Genomic DNA, 17,423 nt, shown 5'->3' with positions numbered 1-17,423 from the left:
GCATCGGGGGCCGGTATTCCTAGCGGCCATGGCCCCGAACGGCAGAAGCGGACGTGCCGGACGCGGCGGGGACTGCTGTGATCGCATCGGTGCCTGTCGGCGGGTGTGCTTCGGCGGCGGGCGACGATGACGCGGCGGCGCTGCTGTGGAGCGTGTGGTCCTGGTGGATCTCGGCGGGTACGGCTGCGTGTGCGGTGGGGGACAGGAGGGTTTCGTCGATGTTCGCGTCGAGTCCGGCAGCGCGCAGAAGGCACACGGCGCGGGTGGACCGGGCCTTCTTCTCCTCCTCGCCGAGACCTGCGGGGAGTTGGTGCCAGACGTAGAGGGGCGGTATCGACCTCTCGGTGAAGCCGCACGCCTTCAGGATCCGGTGTGCGTGTGCGTTGCTGCTGTCGGCGATGACCTCGGTGCTGAACTGCCTGCGGTAGATCTCGGCGTCGGTGCCGTACTCCTCGTGGAGGAAGGACATGAAGCGGCCTTTCGGGGAACGGAAGTTGGTGGTCAGCGGGAGCGCCGGGGCGCCGGCGGTGTGGGCAGCGCCGTGGCGGCGGACTGGGTGAGCACGGTGGCCGGGGCGCCTGCGTGTTGTGGCGGGGCGGTTTCGCGGTAGGCGGTGAGCTGGGCCTGCCAGTTCGGTACGGCGGGTGGGCCGAGGGCGCGCAGCCGGTCGTCGGCGACGTGGAGGTCCTCGCTGATCTCGGTGAGCCGCCGGGCGGCGTCGGTGAAACGGCCGCCCAGGTCCAAGCCGTCCTCGTTGTCGGCGGCGTTGGCCTGTTCGGCGGCGGCGTCGAAGAACTCGCTCAACCGCGCCAGTACACCGTCGATCGGATCCAGGACCTCCTCGGTCAGAGATGCCGTCGTGTCGTACGTTTCCGATGCCGTGAGCTGCTCGGTCAGTGCCAGGATGAGCTGGCCGTGGACGCGGGCGCCGCTCGGATCGGTGGGTGTGGTGATGGGTGAGGTGCCGAGGCTCGGGTCGAGGTCGACCTGGTAGCCGACCGCGGTGAGCATCCGGGCGGCGTGGTCGGCCATCTCGTTCTCGCGTTCTTCGCCCAGGTCCCACGGCAGCCGGTACCAGGGGGCGAAGCGGGGCGCGGTCTGGACGACGAACCCCGCGCGTTGGAGAAGGGCTGTGGCCAGTTCGTCACCGCCTTCGGCAGTGACGTTTCCGCTCGGCTGCCGTGCGATGACGACATCGGGAAGGGCAGACATGGAGGGCCTCTCAAGAGGGAACAGGAGCGGCGGTTCAGCGCACGTCATTGAGGATCCGGAGATCCGGCGGTTTGGCCGCGCCGGGAACTGGTGCTAGGGACGGTCAGCGCGAGCGGCGCGCCGCAGGGACACTGACGGTGTGGACGGTGGCGGCAGCGCGGGCCCGGGACGGTGAAGGCCCGGGGCGGAGCGGGCGATCGCGGCGTGGACACGCCGGGCGGGTCCGGGCTGCTCGGCGCCGATCCGCTCGGTCAGGTACTCGGCGGCGCTGGCCAGCGCCTGGCCGCTGTAGGACAGTTCGTCGGCGTAGTGCCAGCCTTCGGCGTTGCGCAGCTCCACCGCTCGCTCCTCATAGATCTCGCGTGCGCCGGGCGGCGAGGCGGTCAGCAGCGCGGTGACCTGCTCCCACTCGTGGCGAATCTGCTGGGCTCGTGCGAGGATGGTGTCGACGCCCCGCAGCCGCTGAAGGTCACCGCTGATCGGCCCATCGAGGTAATCGGCCCCGGTAACGGTGGCCCGGACTCCGGCGAGGACCTCTGGTCCGTGTGCGAGGAAGGTCTCGACGTGCTCCCACGCCGCCGCGTCGCGGCGTACCTTGCCGTTGTCGTAGCCGGTTTCGTCGGCCGGCCAGCCGTCCTCGTCGCAGAAGCTGTCGGACACCGCGTCCCAGGCATCGGATGCCTGGGTGATGCCGACGGCTGCGGCGGCCAGGGCCCTCACGCGTACCCGCCATACCGCTTGTTCGTAGCGGGGAAGGAGTCGGCGCCGCACCTCGGCGGCAGCCCGTACCGGATCGGCGCCGACAGCGATGGCCGACGGCACTGGGCTGTCGTCGGGCGCGATCAGACGGGCGGGTATGGATGCGGGACGCAGGGCACCGACGAGGAACTGGCCGCGTGCGCCGGGCCGGTGCACAGCAACAAGCTGAGCGCCGCCGGGGCCGGTGAGTACGGCGGCCTCGTCCAGAACGTACTGCTCGAAGGCATGGGACAGCGTTCCGTTGTCCCAGACCCGCTCGTCCACCTCGCGGGGCTGCTCGCCGACGGTGAGATCGTGTGCCCGAGCGGTCCAGCCGGGCAGCCGGGCGGCCATCGTGGAGGCGAATCCCCGCAGGTCGGCGGGACTGCTCTCCTCGGGAGACAGCCAGGCGGGATCCTGCAGCGGTTCGGCGGGACTGGATGGGGCAGTTGGGATGTCGGTCATGACCGGGTCTCGTTTCGGTGTCCGGGCCTACCGCGAGCGCGGTGCGGTGCGGGCGCTGTTCGGCGGGGGAGGTTCAGGGGATGGGCCGGTGGACGGGCTGGTCGGCGGAAGATTTTGGGCGGAGGCGGTTGGGGAGGGACGGAGGGCGGCCTCGGCTGTGGAGGACCGGGCGGCGGGCTGTGCCAGTTCGGTCGCGAGGTCGTCGGCCAGGAGTGCGAGGTCGTCGCCCAGTTCCTCCAGCGAGATCGCGAACGTGTTCAGTTCGGCTGCGCTGTGGGGGGCACCGTGGTCGTGGCACCAGGAGGATGCGCTCTGCAGGAACTGGTGGAGGCGGGCGAGAGCCCCGTGGTCGTCACTGGTGGTGTGTTCGAAGACCTCGGTGAACTCTTCGCGGGTGGTGGCGGCCAGGAGGCGGTCCGTCGCGGCGAGGACCGACGCCCCCGAGTCCGGTTCCGGAGACGCAGCCGTGGCGCGGCGACCGGGGACGATGACCGCCCCGGTCGCGTCGCGGGGGATCCAGACCGGTACGCGACGCCCGTACTCATAGGTGTAGTAGTCGGGCGTGCTGCTGGGGCGCTGCATTGTGAACTCCTCGGTGTGAGTGTGTGTGGGCGACGTCTGTGTTGCCGCCGGGTCTTTCTTCTGCGGGCGGGCGCCTTGGTGCACGGCTCCGACGAGAGAGGGATGGCGGTTCAGTTCGTTGCCGCCTTCGGCAGTGACGTTTCCGCTTGGCTGCCGTGTGATGACGACGTCGGGAAGGGCAGACAGGGAGGGCCTCTCAAGAGGGACCAGGAGTGGCGGCTGCGGTTTGCTCGTCAACTGACGAGGAGGTGACTGACGTTGCGCGGTAGGTGTGGTCTGGAGCAGACGCGCTGCCTCAGTTTGTCCGCTCTGCCACGCCGCGCGGGTGGCGTCGGAATACGTCGGATCAACCGGTTCTAGAGGTGTCAGGGCGCCGCGTGCGTACGCATGGCTCTGCTCGGCCGGGTCGAGGTTTGCGCTCCATGTATCCCATGGCCACATGGCTTCGATGGTGTAGTGACCTTGTGCATCCGGCGTGACGGTGTACGTGAAGCCTTCGCCGTCGTAGTCCTTGGTTGCGGTGAAGGTCAGCGAGTCGCCGTTCCAGGAGCCGGTCAGTCCGGAAGCGTCCGTGTTGAGGTCGGCGACGATCCGCTCCGCCGTCTGCCGAGTGAAGGACAGAGAGTCATATCCGGTCATCGTGGGTCGCTCGGACGCACCTAGGTACGGGCCGTACGGAGCGCCCTCGACAATGACGAGATGAAGGAAGGCTGGCACAGGGATTTCCAATCGACTTTCCAGTTGTCAGTGATTTATCTGGAATGCGGATTTGGCGGTCATGCGGGTGTCGGTGTCGAAGAGGTGGCGTTCTGCGGGGTGGAGGATGTGCTGGGTGATGAAGGAGCGGCCGGCGACTTTCCAGAGGCCGCGGCCTTTGGTGAGGGCGGAGACGGCCTGGGTTTCGACGCCGGTGAGACCGAGGAGCGTTGCGGCGGCGGCAAGTTGGTCGGGTTCCTGGCGGTAGATGATGCGGGTGGAGCAGTCGGCGAGGAGGCCCTCGGCGAGGACCCGGCCGCGTGATCCGGCGTCGCCAGCGGAGAGCAGGTCACTGAGGCGGTGGATGACCATGAGGTTGGCGATGCCCAGGCCACGCGACAGCTTCCACTGGCTCTGCATGCGCTCCAGCAGGCCGAGGTGGCGCATGACGCGCCACGCCTCGTCGTAGATGACCCAGCGCCTGCCGCCGTCGGGATCGGCGAGGGCCGATTCCATCCAGGCGCTCGCGCACGTCATCGCCAGCACCAGCGCGGTGTCATCGCCCGCCCCGCCCAGGCGGGAGAGGTCGATGGACAGCATGGGCGTGGTGGGGTCGAACGCGACGGTCGACGGTGCGTCGAACATGCCGGACAGGTCACCGTGTACCAGGCGCCGCAGGGCGTGGGCCAGGTCTTGGGCTGCGGGCCCCATTCGCCCGGCCTGGTCGCCGAGGGCCTGGTCGAGGCGTTCGGGTGAGCCGAGGGTGTGCGCGATCTCGCCGAGCAGCGGCACGGTGCCGCGCGCCTGGGCGTCGGTGACCACCAGGTCCAGGGCGAGGTCGAGGGCGGTGTGTTCCATGGGCTGCAGGTCGCGGGTGAGGACGGTGCGGGCGAGGGCGGCCAGGAGCAGGAGGCGTCGCTTGCGGACTTCGGTGGCCCAGTCGTCCTCGCTGACCGAGGCGGGGCGGGCGGGGGCGTCCAGCGGGTTGAGCCTGCCGGGCAGGCCGGGGCCGAGGGCGATGGTGTAGCCGCCGAGCGCCCGTGCGACCGCGGTCCATTCACCCTTGGGATCGCAGGGGACGTAGACCCGGTAGCCGTGCGCGATCGACCTGGTGGCGATGGACTTGGCGAGTGCGGACTTGCCCATGCCGATAATTCCGGCCAGCACCGCATTCGGATTGGTGAACCCTTCGATCCGTCCGCTGCTGTACAGCGTGAACGGGTCGTAGCAGAACGCCGCCTCCGCGTGGACGTCACGGCCGATGAAGATGCCCTCCGCACCCAGGCCGCCCTCGGCGAGGAAGGGATAGGCACCGGACACGGTGGCGGTCGTCAACCGGTGCGCGGGCAGACGGAGCCTGCCGCCACGCGCCGAGGCGGGCCCTGGGCGGCCCGACGGCGGATACGTCGACCGCAGCTCTGACGCGTCGGTCGCCTCGTTGCTGCGCTTCGGTGTCACTCCGGCGAGGCGGGCCTGGCGGCGGGCCTCGGCGAATCCGGCGCGCGCGGCCCGTTGTTCGGCGCGGGATGTCTTGCGAGGGGTGAACAGGTGGGTGGCGGTGGCGCGGATCCTGGGCATGGCGGAGTCTCCGGTCGGTGGCAGGCAGGGGGTTAGTGGCGGATGAGGCCGGTGAAGGGGGCGTGCAGGTCGGCCGGGGTGGTGCGGCGCCGTACGAGGTGGGCGGCTGCCTGGTGGCGCCGGCAGATCGTTAGTTCCGGAGCCCCTTCGGGCAGGCCAGACTGGCACTCCTCGCGGTCGGGGATCTCACCGGATCCCGTACGAGGGGCTGTGTGGTAGGCGGTGTGGAGGTGGTCGGCGGCCTGCCAGATCCGGGTCCGGGCGGCACGGAGCAGGTCACCTTCGACCTGCACGAGCGCGCCCGTGCGCACGGCGTGGGCGTCGAGCAGTCCGTGCACAGAGATGAGATGGGCGTGCAGGGAGTCCAGCTCGGCCCGGGAGGTGACCAGGGGTCCGCCGGGGATGTTGAGCGCGCGGTGGAAGTCGAGGGCGGCGGAGGCGAAGGGCACGAAGTCCTGCGCGGTCGACGAAGCGGAGCTGCGGGACATGACGGTCCTCTTTCAGACGGGGCGAGGGCCGGCATCAGGCGGCGAGGGCGAGCGGCATGGCAGCAGCGGTGAACGCCTCGGCCTGCTGCCAGGTCAGCGGCCGGACATCGATCTGCGCGCCGACCGCCGCGGTCTCCACCACCGCGCACGCCGTCCGCAGTTCCTCCTCGGAGTCGGCCGAGACCGTCAGCAGCCCGGTCATCGCCACATCCGCGTGGCCGGCGATGAGCTGGCGTTCGCGGGACTTGATGTCCTGGTACTCGATCGCGTCCGCTTCGGAGTCGACCTGCCCGCGCCGGGCGCGCTCGGCGGCGTCCGCGATCACGCTGGCCTTCTTGCGCTGGACATCCCGCAGCGCGGCGTCGAGGCCCTTCGGCTCGTACGACAGTGACAGGGTCCGGCGTACTCCGGCGGTGAACAGGAGCTGGTGCAGGAATCCCGCTGAAGTTTCGGTGCGGGGCCAGTTCTCGATCCAGTACGTGGTGTGAAAGGCGGAGTCAGTGGCGATATGGTCCGACTTCTCCACGACGACGACCGGGCCGGCTGCGGCAGGATCGGCCTCGGGGCGGCTGGACGATGACCAGCGGTCCAGCGCCGCAAGGGCCTTGGGGTCGTAGGCAGTCCGTACGACGGCCGCGATCTCGGTGGCGGTGAGCCAGCCGGTGGGGGTGAGCCCGGCGGTGCGTGCGGCCTGGTCGAGGGTGGAGGTGAGCTGGCCCAGGACGCTGAAGGCTCCCGTGAGTCCGCCTCCGGCCTGGTTGACCAGCCGCCGGGCCGCCCTGGCATCCAGCGACACCGCGACGTATGCCTCGTGCGGAGCGGCGGCCGGTCCGGCGGAAGCGATCAGCTCGCTGTAGACGGCACCCGCCAGCGGGGCATCGGGCTGGCCGTGTTCTTCCCAGTAGCGGCGAAGGGCGTCGCCGGAGTCCGGGACCGTCCGTTCGATCACCTGGATCCGGGCCACCTGACCCGTACGGGCCAGCGCGGCGAGCGCACGGCCCCACCCGGCGACGTTGGCATTCTGCGTGCCCGGGTCGAGGAGGGCGTACGCGCGGCTGCTGACCTTGACGACGGCGGTCAGTGCTCCGGTGTGCGGGTTGTGGACCGCGCCATACCGGCCGTCTGGGGCGGTGACCACGCGCAGGCTCGCCGCAGTGCCGGGAAGATGCAACATACCCTCGCGGATTGGCCGCTGGGACGGGCGGGTCAGCCACAGCAACTGACCGCGCATACGCCGGTGGGCGTAGCGGGTGACGACCGGTGTCCAGTCGGCCAGGGACCGCCCCCGGTGCCGGACGAAGACGAACAGGACGATCGTCGCCCACACCGGTATGAGTTCGAGGGCTCCGACCACGCCACGGGTGAGGATCACGGCGAGCAGGAGCAGGCCGGTGAGTGCGGCGGTGATCAGTTGCGCGGCGGTCAGGCCGAGGAGGACGCCGCGCCTGGAGCGGTGCGGGAACTTGACCGTGGCGGCGGCTTCGGCCCGGGGGATATCGGACATGGTTGTTCCGTTCACGTAGATCAGGAATGGCAGCGGGATACCAGGGCGGGGTGTGCACCGGCAGGAGACACATCCCGCCCCGGGTGTGATGGTTGGTCAGGATCCGGACGGCGGCTTGCCGGGGTAGACCCAGCGCGTCGGGCTCGCCGAGCCGGTCGGCGACGGCCCCGTAGCGGTCGGCGCCGGTCCGGAGGGCGCAGCCGGTCCGTCCTTGGCCAAGCTGCCGCTGGGGGCGCTGGCGGCCGGAGCGGCGGAGCTGTCCGCCCCGTCCTCGGCGGGCCGTGTGATCAGCGGGGGTATGCCGGGGCGCTGGATCAGCGCGCGGCCCTTGTCGCCGGGAGCGTTCGGGTCCTCGCCGTACCGGAAGCTGGTCTGGGGCCTGGCCGGTCCGGGATCGATGCCTTCCTTGCTCAGACGGCCGCCGGTGGGGTCGATGCCGGTCGCGACGCCGTCGGGGCCCGCCCCGGGCACCTGGCTGGGGCCCTGCGGAGCGCGGCCACCGGTGCCTACCTGCATGGCCAGGCTGCCTGCGGTTTTGACGGCGCCGGCGGTGACGGCGAGTCCGGCGATGCCGGTGCGGTGGAGGTCGTCGTGGCCGCCGCTGTCCGAGGCCCAGCGCACGAACCGGTACGTCGCATACGGGCACAGGAGGACGAGGATCATGACGACGATGCCGGCCAGCGCGTCGGAGAGGGCGGCCATGCCGTCCTGCGGGTCGGACTTGCCCATCGCGCTCACCCCGATGAGGAACACCACGGTCATCAGGAGTTTGCTCACCACCAGGGTGGCGGTAGCCTCAATCCAGCCCCGCCGCCACCGCTTCGCCGCCTCCCAGCCGCCACCCGCCCCGGCGAAGACCGCGAGCGCGACGAGGATCAGTACGCCGACTTTGCGGGCGACCATGACGCCCCAGTACAGGAACGCTCCGATCGCGCAGCCCAGGGCGACGAATGCCGGGACGCCCCAGCCGAGCCCGTACATGGCGCCGAGTTCGTTGACGCTGATGACGCGGCGGATGGCGTCGTCCACCGAGGAGTTGGCGGCCTGGAACAGCCCTGCGGACAGGGCGTCGACGACGGTGAGGGCGACGGTGGTGAAGGCGATGGCGCAGAAGGAGAAGAGAACACCGGTCATGGTGCCGATGGCGGCCTGGGCGAGGGCGCGTTCGTCGCGCCGCCAGGCGGCGGCAACGAGCTGGAGGCAGAACGTGCCGACGGTGATCGCCAGGCCGATGGGGAGCAGCAGCTCGTAGTTGGCGCGGAACCAGGAGGCGTTGAGGTCGATGGCGGTGGTGGTGTTGACGGCATTGGCAGCCAGGTCGGCCGCGGTGGCGGCGACTTCGCCCATGGATTTGGCGATCCATGCGCCGATGCCGTCGGTGACGGCGCCGCCGGGGTTGGTGACGAAGTCGACGGTGTCGCAGACACTCCCCATCAGCGGAAGGTCACAGACATCCATGGCAGTACCTCCATATCTGTGGGTTGGGGTCAGGGGGCGACGGCCGGCAGGACGCCGGCCAGAGCGCAGGGCCGGGACGGGCGGCACTGGACGGCGAGGGTGATGGTGCGTGCCTCGGCGCCCCCGGCGGGTGCGCCGGTCCAGGCGATGGACTGCTTGCCGGAGACGGTGACCGCGTAGATGTACGCGGCGGTGATCGCGCCGGGGTCCGCCTGCAGGGCCCGGGTGAACGAGTCCGGGAAGTGGGCCTCGTTCACGGTGGCGGTGGCGTACTGGCCGTGGTCAGCCATCCGCCCCCACAACACGGGCGAGGGCACAAGGGCGTCTACCGAGGCCGGGTCCGCGTACCTCGACTCGCCGGTGAGCCAGGTGTGCAGGGCTGCCAGCCACTCCGGCTGGGAGGAGGCTCGGGTGTCGTAGGACCACAGTGCTGCGGCTGCCGCCTTCCCGAAGGCGATCGGATCGTGCGTGGAAGGGGGAACGGGAAAGGCGCTGTGGCTTCCTCCCGGTGGCGAGGCGGAAGCCGAAGCGGTCGGAGAGGAGGGGGATGCCGGACTCGCCTGCGGCGCGGGATCTTTGGAGGGTGTCCTGTCGTCGCGGGTGAGGTAGGCGGTCAGGCCGGCGAGGGCGACGAGTACGGCCAGGACGGCGGCGCCGATCAGCGCCCGGCGGCGCAGGGGCGACGCGCCGCCGGGGTTCGTGGAACGGGGAGACATCAGCGGACCTGCGTCCCCAGCGTCGAGAAGAACGCGACCACACCGTTGGCCGCACCCAGCAGCAGAGCGGCGCCGGCGGAGACGAGTACGCCCTTCTTGCCGTTGGCTTCGGCCTGGTGGCCGCCGGAGTGGTGGCCCCAGGCCCACACGCCCGCGCTGACCGCGAGCGCGCCGACCACGGCGATGATGCCGAATAGGTTGATGGAGCCGATCACCTGCTTGAGGACCTCAAGGCCCGGCAGCCCGCCCTCGTTCGGCTTGATACCGGGGTCGTAGGCGAGTGGGACGACTGTGTCGGCGAGAAACATGTGAACTCCAGTTCGGTTCTGCGTGCGCGGAGGTGCACACGGAGGAAGGCGGGAACAAGGGGGAAGATGCTGGAGGGAGGTGCTGTAGGTTCCGATTTCAGTTGTCGGCCGGTGGTGGCGTGACCTGGTGTTTTGGGGTGCTGTCCAGGCTTCTTGTCGGGGTTTTGTCCGGCTGATCTGTCGGTTTCTTCAGGTTGATGGTGAAGGGCTTCGTGGCGGGTGGTCGGTGGCCATGGGGGGTGCCGTGGAACCCGGGGGTCGGGCAGCATGGCAGTGTGGCTGATCTGCTGTGGGATGACGTGAAGTGCTTTTTCGACCCGGATCTGATGGGGTCGCTGCCGGACGTGCGCGTCCCTGGCGTCTCAGTGGAGGACTGGCAGGCGGTCCTCGATCTTGTCGCGGAAAGGGGCTGGCAGTGCCAGTACTCCGAAGGCGAGACGGTGCTTCCGCTGCTTCGGGCGGAGGTTGTGCTGTCACGCCCGGTTGACGCGGAGTGCCCGAACCTGCGCGTTTGGCTAGCTGCCGATGTTCTGGCGATCTTCCGCTTCCATGCCGACGACGAAGTCGACTTCGATGTCGACCTGCGAGAGTTGCAAGGGCAGGACCGACTTGATGTGTTCTGTGGCCTCCTTCGAGAGATCGGGCGGCGGTTGGGCAAGCCGGTTCTGATGGATCCGGAGGGTGGCCATGGCCATCCGGTGCTCGGCTTCGATGTCGAGGCTGATCGAGTCGTCCTCCTCTCGGAGCCGCTAGTCAGGTGACTTCGGGCGACTGTTGATCGTTCGGTTTCTTCCGGTCACGGTGCGGTGTTGGGTTTCGTGGCGGGCGGCGCGGTGGCCCTCGGTTGTGAGGGCGTAGAAGGTGCGGCGTTTGCCGGGTCCGCGTCCTGGGGTGGCTCTGTTCATCCAGGTGACGTCGTCTTCGAGTCGGCTGGTCAGCCAGCCCGCTTGTTGGAGCTTCTTGAGCCGGGGATAGACAGTCCCTGGGTCGAGTCCGGTGCGTGTGATGACCTCGGCGCCGTAGAACTCCTGTTGCGGTTGGGCGAGCAGATCCCGTAGGAGGACGAGCGTGGGCTTGGTGATGCGGATGCGCTCGACGGCGATGTCGTCGAAGGGGGTGGGCGGGCCCGGGTTGCGGCGGGTTTGGAACTTGGCATGGGCGGCTTCCAGGACGTAGTCATCGGGCGAGGCGGAGGTGTGGTCGCGCTGGAGCGAGGCGGTCATCAGAGCCTGGACGCGATCGGTTTCGAGGTGTCGAAGGATTCGTTGGCCGCGTGGGGTGGGCTGTTGAGGGCGGCCGAAGGCTGCCCTGGTGAAGAGGCGTGTGCCGATGTCGCGTTCTAGCCGCTGGAACTGTGTGACCAGCGCGTTGGGTTCGGTCTTCAGGTGGTGGGCGGCGCTGTCGAGTGAGGGGAAGCGCATGGCGATCTGGAAGCGGTGGAGGCGGAGCCAGCCGTAGAGGGTGCCTTCGACGGCGGACCGGACGTCACGGGGGAGGCTGGTGTCGATCTTGGTCATGATGGTGCGGCTGTGCACTCCTGGGGGTCGCAGGGGAATCTTCAGGTGCTTGAGGCGTCGGCGGACTGTTTCGTCTTCTGTGCCGAGTTCTTCGGCGATGTCGAGGGTCGAGCGCTTGTGGGTGAGGTATTGCTCGCGCAGCCAGGTCTCGTCGATAGGGAAGGGCTTGCGGGTGCGGCGGATGGTGAAGCCGAGGGTGCGGGCATGGGCGATAGCGATGTGACGGGGGACTCCGGCTTCTTGAGCGATGCGGCCCAGGGGCTTGTCGCTGTCGATGTACTCGCGTTGTAGGAATTCCGTAGTGAGGACCGCCTTGGCCCGTTGGTGGAGGCGCCAGGAGCCGAGACTCGATGACCTGCCCCACTCGCGGGGTTCGCGGGGAACCTGTTCGAGCGCGAAGCGGACATGGGTGAGGGTGGTGTTCAGTTCCCTGGCCGCTTCGCGTGGGGCCCGCTGCTGGGTGACGACGATGCGGCGTACTTCTTCCAAGTCGATGTCGTCGAGACGCCAGCCGGGGAGGTCGAGTCCATCGGCGCATTCTTGCGGCGGCTCCCATGTCAGGGGTTCGTGGATGTTCAGGTCGTGCAGGATGCCGATCGCGTGTTGATGGAGAGCGTCGCGCTGGTCGAGGGTCAGGGAGGGCGGGAAGGCGAAGTACCGGGAGCGGTCGGGCGCCGATCGCAGGACGAGGGGGTGGCGTGGATCGGTCAGGTCGGCGCCGGTGAGGAGCTGGTTGAGGTAGCGCTGGGCGTTGAGATAGCGCGGGGCCTGGGTGGTTTTGGCGCTGAGCTGTTCACCGGGCTGAGTGCCGGTGCGGAAACAGAGCTCGCGCCACTGGTCGGGACTGATCGGGGTCGCGGGGATCAGGCGCCGCCGGCGCTCGTAGTCGATGGGGCTGCCGTGGTCGTCGAGGTAGTGGGCGAGGTTGCAGAGCGCGGCGAGCACGTCTGGGTGCCCGGACTTGAGGGCTCGCTGCAAGGTGACGGTCATGGCGTTCGGTAGGTGCGGTCCCAGCCGGTCGGTGACGCCGCGCGCCCGAAGGACTGGTTCCCCGGGCAGGAGAAGCAGTGCGGCTGCGATGCCGCGGAACAGGTTCTCCTGCATCCCCTCCTGGGGCATGAGCCGCACTGTCCAGCCAGGCCAGAGAGCTTGCGGAACGTTCCGGATGCGTGCGCTTGCACTGTGATCGCCGGGTTGGGGGACGCGGGCGCGTGGGGTCGAGGATGAGAAGCGGACGCGGTCCAGGGCGCCCATGATCTGGTCGCCGGCGCGCAGGAATCGGCGCTGCGTGCCAGGCGAGAGCTGGGACCACTGCTCGGCTGTCATGCCCCGGGGGATCACCTTGTTCGGGGTGTCGCGCCGGGACCGCAGGCCGAGGACAGCATGGACGGCCGAGGCGTCGTCGGGTGCGGCGAGGAAGGGCAGAGCCGAGTGGGCGATGACACCGCTCACGGCGGCGTCGAGCGGCTTGACCCGGTCGGCGGGAGTCCGGATGGCCAGCGGCCGGCGGCGCCAGCGGTCTTGGACCGTCCGGCCCATCGTTTGGATGTCGTTGTCGTCGACCGTGTGCATCAGCCATGGCGTGCACTGGTTCAGGTCGGTCAGGACCGTGCTGGCGGTGAACGGATCGGCGAGTAGGACGTCGACGCGGCTCTGGGCGGCGAGCAACGGATGATCGGAGTGCAACGGCAGAAGGTCGGCGCTAGTCAGGTCGGTGCCGCAGACCGACGCGAGCCGGGAGCCGCGGGTGCAGGTTCCCGCCGGGAAACGGAGGGTGTGGCCGGGGAGCCTGACGCGCACTCCTTCGCCGCAGCCGGGACAGGCGTCGTGAAGCAGGGCCTTGTGCGTGGTGCAGGCGAATGTCCAGGACAGCCACCATTTCAGCAGCCAGCGTCCCTCCCGCTCGGCGAGGCACTGGGGACAGAAGCGGCATCGCCGCTGCCGCCTGGGCCCGAAGGGAAAGCCGCTGCCGATCACCGCGTGATCGAGACGGCCGGCCGGAAGACCGGTGCGGACCTCCAGCTCGCGCAGCACGGAGACGGGCAGGTCACTGACCAGCAGGCGGGTGAGGTAGTGCCGGGACAGACCCAGGACGCGCAAGAACGCGGAGAACGTCAGGCCGTTGCGGCGGCCCAGCGTCTCCAGCCAGCTGTCGAGACTCTCGCCATCCAGGATCGGGATCCGCAGAGGCAGCACGCGTGTCTCGGTCACGAGGCATCACCGAGCGCGGCGGTGATCTTCGCGTGGGCCATGGTGGCGGCCAGCTGCTTGCGGGCCTGTTCGGATGCCTCGTCGAGCCGGATGCCGTCGAGGACTTCGCGGGTGATGGCTTCCGTGCCGGTGTGGATCGCGCGGTAGCAGCCGCGCATGAGCAGGGTGAAGTACGACCCGATGTGGCCGCTGGTGCGTTCGAAGAGGTAGTCGGCGTTGCGTAGCAGCATTCCGGGCCGGTGCTCGGCGAGGACGAGCTGGCGTTCGGTGGACTTGATCAGGCTCCGCCAGTGGCGTCGCCCCTGGTCGGTGTCGAGGCGGAACGGATCGACACCAAGGCGGGTCCAGCGGCGGGCGGTCTGGGCCAAGGCGACGTTCTTGCCGGTCAGGCCGTCGGCGAAGAACCGCCGCTCGGCGAGGCCGACACCGACATAGATGAAGGTGACCGGCAGCTCGTTGGCGAGCCACTTGAGGTGGTTGGACACCGCCAAGCCGTCGCGGCGGTCCAGGTCGATGAAGTGGATGTCGTCGATGATGGCGAGCTGGGTCTCGCAGGACAGGACGCAGTCCAGGGCATAACTGGCCAAGGCGGCGGCGTTCGCCCGGTCGGTGGCAGGGTGGCCGTAGTACTCGCAGATCATCCGGTTCAGAGTTCGCAGGGTGGTGTTGGAGGTCAGTCCGACACGGAAGACGGGGATGCGTTCGTGTCCGGCCTCGGTGACCGTGGACAGGCGGCGCATCTGCTGGCGGTCGAAGTCACGGCCGAACAGGTTGGCGATGGTGGTCTTGCCCAGGCCCGGCAGCGCGTCGATGACAGCGGCCGAGCGGATGCGGTCACCGTCCTGCCGGTTGCTGGCCACGATCTGTTCGAGTTCGTCGTGGATGCCTGCGAGCTGAGGCGTCTGCACGATGCCGAAGTTCGCGTGCCAGTCGTGGCGCGAATCGTTGTAGTCCTCGGCTGCGGCCTCGCCCAGGGCGGCCAGTTGGGCGCGGGCCAGGGTCTCGGGCCGTTGCCGTGGCGGGGCGTCGGCGAAGCGGCGCCAGCCCTCCTTGCGGGAGAGGCTGAACAGATTGGGCTGCCTCACTCGATCACCTCGAAGGCGTCGGCGTAGAAGTCGTCGCCCTCGGGGGCGTCGAACAGCTCGTCCTCCTCGTCGCTGTCCCCGGCCGGCAGGTCGGGCACCAGCCTCAGCTCCGGAGGTGTCAGCGGGCCGGACTGCTCGAGCAGCACCGGCAGGGACAGCGCGTCGCGCTCTGCCGACAGGCGCACCGCCATGCGGCGTTCGCGCCGGTCGGTGACCATGCCCTGGTCCCAGCGGGCCAGCAAATCCGAAAGGGCCTGCGAGGCGTCAATGTGCCGGCCCTCGCGTGCGGCCAGACGGCGGGCATAGGCGGCGGCCTCCCCGCTGAAGGCCATCTTCAGTGCGGGAGCGTGCTCCCAGATCAGCGGATGCCAGGAGTTGTCGTCCGGGTTCTGGAAGTAGACGAACCGCACGTCGTCGGGGTTGACGTGGATCGGCCACTGCCGGCCCAGACCGGTGTAGGGGCTAGGCGCGTTGCGGTAGCCGTCCAGCACCGGCCCGTTGTAACGCAGGCCATCGACCTCGACACCGTAGTGCTGGATCGTGCGCGGCTTGACCGCGAGGAACTGAAAGGCCAGGTCCGGCGAGGCTGGCATCCGCAGTCGTCCGGCGCGGGCCAGGCCGATGCGCAGCATCTCCAGCGGGGACAACGACAGCTTCGGCCACTGCGGGATGACGAGCCCGTCGTGCTCACGACGGTGGTAGACCTCCGCGATCCACTCACGGATGATCTCCTCCACCTCGTGGATGAAGAAGAACGCGGCGTCCTCGACCGCCTGGCCGCGGCTGTGGACGTCGGGCCCCTTGTAGGCGGGAAGGTGCTGGATCAAGCCCTCCCGCAAGGTGCGGAAGAAGCGTTCGACGGTCGGCTTGTCCGTGGGCTTCTTCGGCTGGGCCGGCTGAATGGACATCCCCAGCCGGGTGCAGACCCCGATCACGTGTGCGGACATGAAGGCCCGACCGTGGTCGATGACCAGCGTCTCCGGCGGACACAGCCCGCGGCCCGGAACGAGTGCGTCCTCGGTGAACACCACCTCGTCCCACAGCCCGTGGTAAGGAGCGAGCGCGGGGTGGGCCGTGTCCTCCAGCGGAGGGCAGACCGCCTCGAACAGCACGCCGGCGACGTCCACTGCCTTGGTGGAGCAGGCCGTCACCCGCAGTCCGACGATGCAGCGGGAGAACAGGTCCTGGGCGACGGTGAGCTGGAGCGGAACCCAGCGGCAGGTCACCGGCTCCATGGCGTAGATGTCCAGGTCCTGGGTGTCGAGCACGACGTACTCGCCGGGCCGTGTGGCCCGCAGTCGTCCGTAAGTTCCCTGCGGCCTCTCCGCGATCGAGCGGCGTGCCTTGGCGCTGCCGGAGACCGCGTTCGTGCCCTTGGCCAGCCAGGCCAGGCGGGCGTAGGCCGTGCTCCGGGACGGGACACGAACAGTCCCTTTGCCGTACTCGGCCTTCAGCCGTTCCTCGGCCCGCAGCAGCAGAGCCGACCGCGTGGGAGTCGAGCCGGTCACCGACTCTGCCATCACCCGGCGCACGGCCTCCTCCCACCGGGGATCGACGCTTGAAGTCCTTCCCGCGCGGGCATCGACGAGACCCGCCTCACCGCTTTCCCGGTAGGCGGTCAGCCACCGCTCCAGCGTGCGAGCGGAAACACCCAGATCAGCGGCCTTGGCCGCAGTCCGGTCCTTCAGCGGGAGATTGGGATCGTAGGCGGGCCTGGGCTCGTTGGGCAGAGCACGGCCGGGGTGCCCGGACCGGTAGCCGCTGAGCACCTCGCGGATGTGCCCCGCCCGTTCCTCCAGCCGCTGACGCTGGTCGGCCGACAAGCCCGCCAGCAGCATGCCGACCCCGTCCGCGGCGGCTGGTGTGGGATCACCGATCGACCGGGCTCCAGCGGCCAGCCGCCCGAGCGGAACGGAGCTGTACTCACTCGTCCGTTCGTTGCGGACCGTCGTGCGCAGGCCCTCGACGTCCACGACCTCGACGACGTCACCGCCGAAGAAGAGACGGGCCCCCGCGAACAGGTGCATTGCGTAACCGTTCATGCCGCCACCCGGATCCGGCTCGCACGGTTCAGCGGAGCACACAGGTCGGTGACGAGCTGGCCGGACCAGACCAAGTGCAGGACGACCGGGCGGACGGTCTCGCATGGCCGTCCAGCCAGTGCGGCCTCGATACCGCCGATCGTCGGCTGGTCCGCGGCAGCCTCCAGCACCCGGGAGATGAGCGAGGTCTCCACTAGGTCACGACGCCGGTAGCCCGCCAGGAAGCGCACGTTCTCCACCACGGCAGGCTCGGCGCCCGACCAGGTCTCATAGACCCAGCCGCGACGCGAACACACCTGGCGTGTCCAGTCGAACTGTGCGATCACCTTGGGATCCTTCATGCGTGAGGGGGCTTTGACGTCCACGACAGTCACCAGACCGTCGGCATGGACGAGGAACAGATCGGGAACGTGCTGGCGGATGCGCGTACCGTCCCGGCCGATCAGTAGGAAGGGCTGGGCCGCGATCTCCGTGACGTCGCTGGCGAAGTCGGCGATCAGGATGCGCGCGAGTTCCAACCGGCTCTCGTAGGCCACCGTCCGGCCCGTCGTCGAGGCGTGATACCAGCCGGAGTAGTGCTTTCGGCCCCGGTACCAACGGAACTCGCGTACAGGGAGCCCGCTGGCGACTTCGTCCACCGGGATCCGGTCGAGATCGTCCTCGACCAGCCGTCCGTTGCCTCGTCGATACGTGGCCCGGACTGTCCGGCTATCTGTCGCGTCCTCTCCGCCTGCACCAGTCCCCATGGCCGCCCCTTCGTGTCCGATGTCTTCGACACCAGGACACTGGCCGCCACCAGCGCTAGCCTGAGCGGAAAAGCGGG

Annotated in this window: 15 protein-coding genes; 1 reads left to right on the top strand and 14 read right to left on the bottom strand. The window is 69.4% G+C overall.

From position 1 onward, the window contains the following. Nucleotides 1-19 precede the first annotated feature (19 nt). The 10 genes from ACFU9P_RS12185 to ACFU9P_RS12140 form a co-directional block, all read right to left on the bottom strand. Entirely contained in the window at nt 20-469 is a 450-nt protein-coding gene (locus tag ACFU9P_RS12185; protein WP_384079191.1) for a hypothetical protein, read from the bottom strand. A 32-nt stretch (nt 470-501) separates the two neighbouring features. After that, the gene (locus ACFU9P_RS12180) at nt 502-1,212 is read right to left on the bottom strand and encodes a hypothetical protein (protein WP_384079188.1); all 711 of its coding nucleotides are present in this window, start codon (nt 1,210-1,212) and stop codon (nt 502-504) included. A 93-nt stretch (nt 1,213-1,305) separates the two neighbouring features. Beyond that, nucleotides 1,306-2,415, bottom strand: a complete 1,110-nt coding sequence (locus ACFU9P_RS12175) for a hypothetical protein (RefSeq protein WP_384079185.1) — start codon at nt 2,413-2,415, stop codon at nt 1,306-1,308. Nucleotides 2,416-2,442: 27 nt separating this feature from the next. Beyond that, nucleotides 2,443-2,997: a hypothetical protein gene (locus tag ACFU9P_RS12170; protein WP_384079182.1), complete on the bottom strand. Its 555-nt coding sequence runs from the start codon at nt 2,995-2,997 to the stop codon at nt 2,443-2,445. A gap of 744 nt (nt 2,998-3,741) precedes the next feature. After that, the gene (locus ACFU9P_RS12165) at nt 3,742-5,271 is read right to left on the bottom strand and encodes an ATP-binding protein (RefSeq protein ID WP_384079179.1); all 1,530 of its coding nucleotides are present in this window, start codon (nt 5,269-5,271) and stop codon (nt 3,742-3,744) included. 32 nt (nt 5,272-5,303) lie between these two features. Beyond that, nucleotides 5,304-5,759: a DUF6238 family protein gene (locus tag ACFU9P_RS12160; protein ID WP_384079176.1), complete on the bottom strand. Its 456-nt coding sequence runs from the start codon at nt 5,757-5,759 to the stop codon at nt 5,304-5,306. A gap of 34 nt (nt 5,760-5,793) precedes the next feature. Then, nucleotides 5,794-7,263 carry an SCO6880 family protein gene (locus ACFU9P_RS12155; RefSeq protein ID WP_384079173.1) on the bottom strand — a complete coding sequence of 490 codons (1,470 nt, stop codon included), beginning with the start codon at nt 7,261-7,263 and terminating at the stop codon, nt 5,794-5,796. Nucleotides 7,264-7,359: 96 nt separating this feature from the next. Next, nucleotides 7,360-8,721, bottom strand: a complete 1,362-nt coding sequence (locus ACFU9P_RS12150; RefSeq protein WP_384079170.1) for an ATP-binding protein — start codon at nt 8,719-8,721, stop codon at nt 7,360-7,362. Between the two features lie 29 nt (nt 8,722-8,750). After that, nucleotides 8,751-9,437, bottom strand: a complete 687-nt coding sequence (locus ACFU9P_RS12145; RefSeq protein WP_384079167.1) for a hypothetical protein — start codon at nt 9,435-9,437, stop codon at nt 8,751-8,753. Continuing rightward, nucleotides 9,437-9,745: a DUF6112 family protein gene (locus tag ACFU9P_RS12140; protein WP_384079165.1), complete on the bottom strand. Its 309-nt coding sequence runs from the start codon at nt 9,743-9,745 to the stop codon at nt 9,437-9,439. Before ACFU9P_RS12140 ends, ACFU9P_RS12145 begins: the two co-directional genes overlap by 1 nt. Before the next feature lie 275 nt (nt 9,746-10,020). Here ACFU9P_RS12140 and ACFU9P_RS12135 point away from each other — a divergent pair, with 275 nt between their 5' ends. Next, entirely contained in the window at nt 10,021-10,506 is a 486-nt protein-coding gene (locus ACFU9P_RS12135) for a hypothetical protein (protein WP_376376386.1), read from the top strand. On the opposite strand, the gene ACFU9P_RS12130 is transcribed toward ACFU9P_RS12135, so the two are convergent. From ACFU9P_RS12130 to ACFU9P_RS12115, 4 genes are read right to left on the bottom strand one after another with little or no spacing between them, the layout of a single operon-like run. Then, on the bottom strand, nt 10,495-13,473 hold the full coding sequence (locus tag ACFU9P_RS12130) for a TniQ family protein (RefSeq protein ID WP_376376384.1): 2,979 nt from the start codon (nt 13,471-13,473) through the stop codon (nt 10,495-10,497). The genes ACFU9P_RS12135 and ACFU9P_RS12130 overlap by 12 nt on opposite strands. Further along, nucleotides 13,470-14,558, bottom strand: coding sequence for a TniB family NTP-binding protein (locus ACFU9P_RS12125; RefSeq protein ID WP_376376382.1), 1,089 nt, complete (start codon nt 14,556-14,558; stop codon nt 13,470-13,472). Before ACFU9P_RS12125 ends, ACFU9P_RS12130 begins: the two co-directional genes overlap by 4 nt. Then, nucleotides 14,555-16,600, bottom strand: coding sequence for an integrase (locus tag ACFU9P_RS12120; RefSeq protein WP_376376380.1), 2,046 nt, complete (start codon nt 16,598-16,600; stop codon nt 14,555-14,557). The genes ACFU9P_RS12125 and ACFU9P_RS12120 overlap by 4 nt, the downstream gene beginning before the upstream one ends. Continuing rightward, nucleotides 16,597-17,238, bottom strand: a complete 642-nt coding sequence (locus ACFU9P_RS12115) for a TnsA-like heteromeric transposase endonuclease subunit (protein ID WP_384079160.1) — start codon at nt 17,236-17,238, stop codon at nt 16,597-16,599. Before ACFU9P_RS12115 ends, ACFU9P_RS12120 begins: the two co-directional genes overlap by 4 nt. Nucleotides 17,239-17,423: the final 185 nt, after the last annotated feature.

This window comes from Streptomyces sp. NPDC057617, assembly GCF_042800555.1.
GTDB lineage: Bacteria > Actinomycetota > Actinomycetes > Streptomycetales > Streptomycetaceae > Streptomyces.
This window is presented reverse-complemented; position numbering and strand designations above follow the sequence as displayed.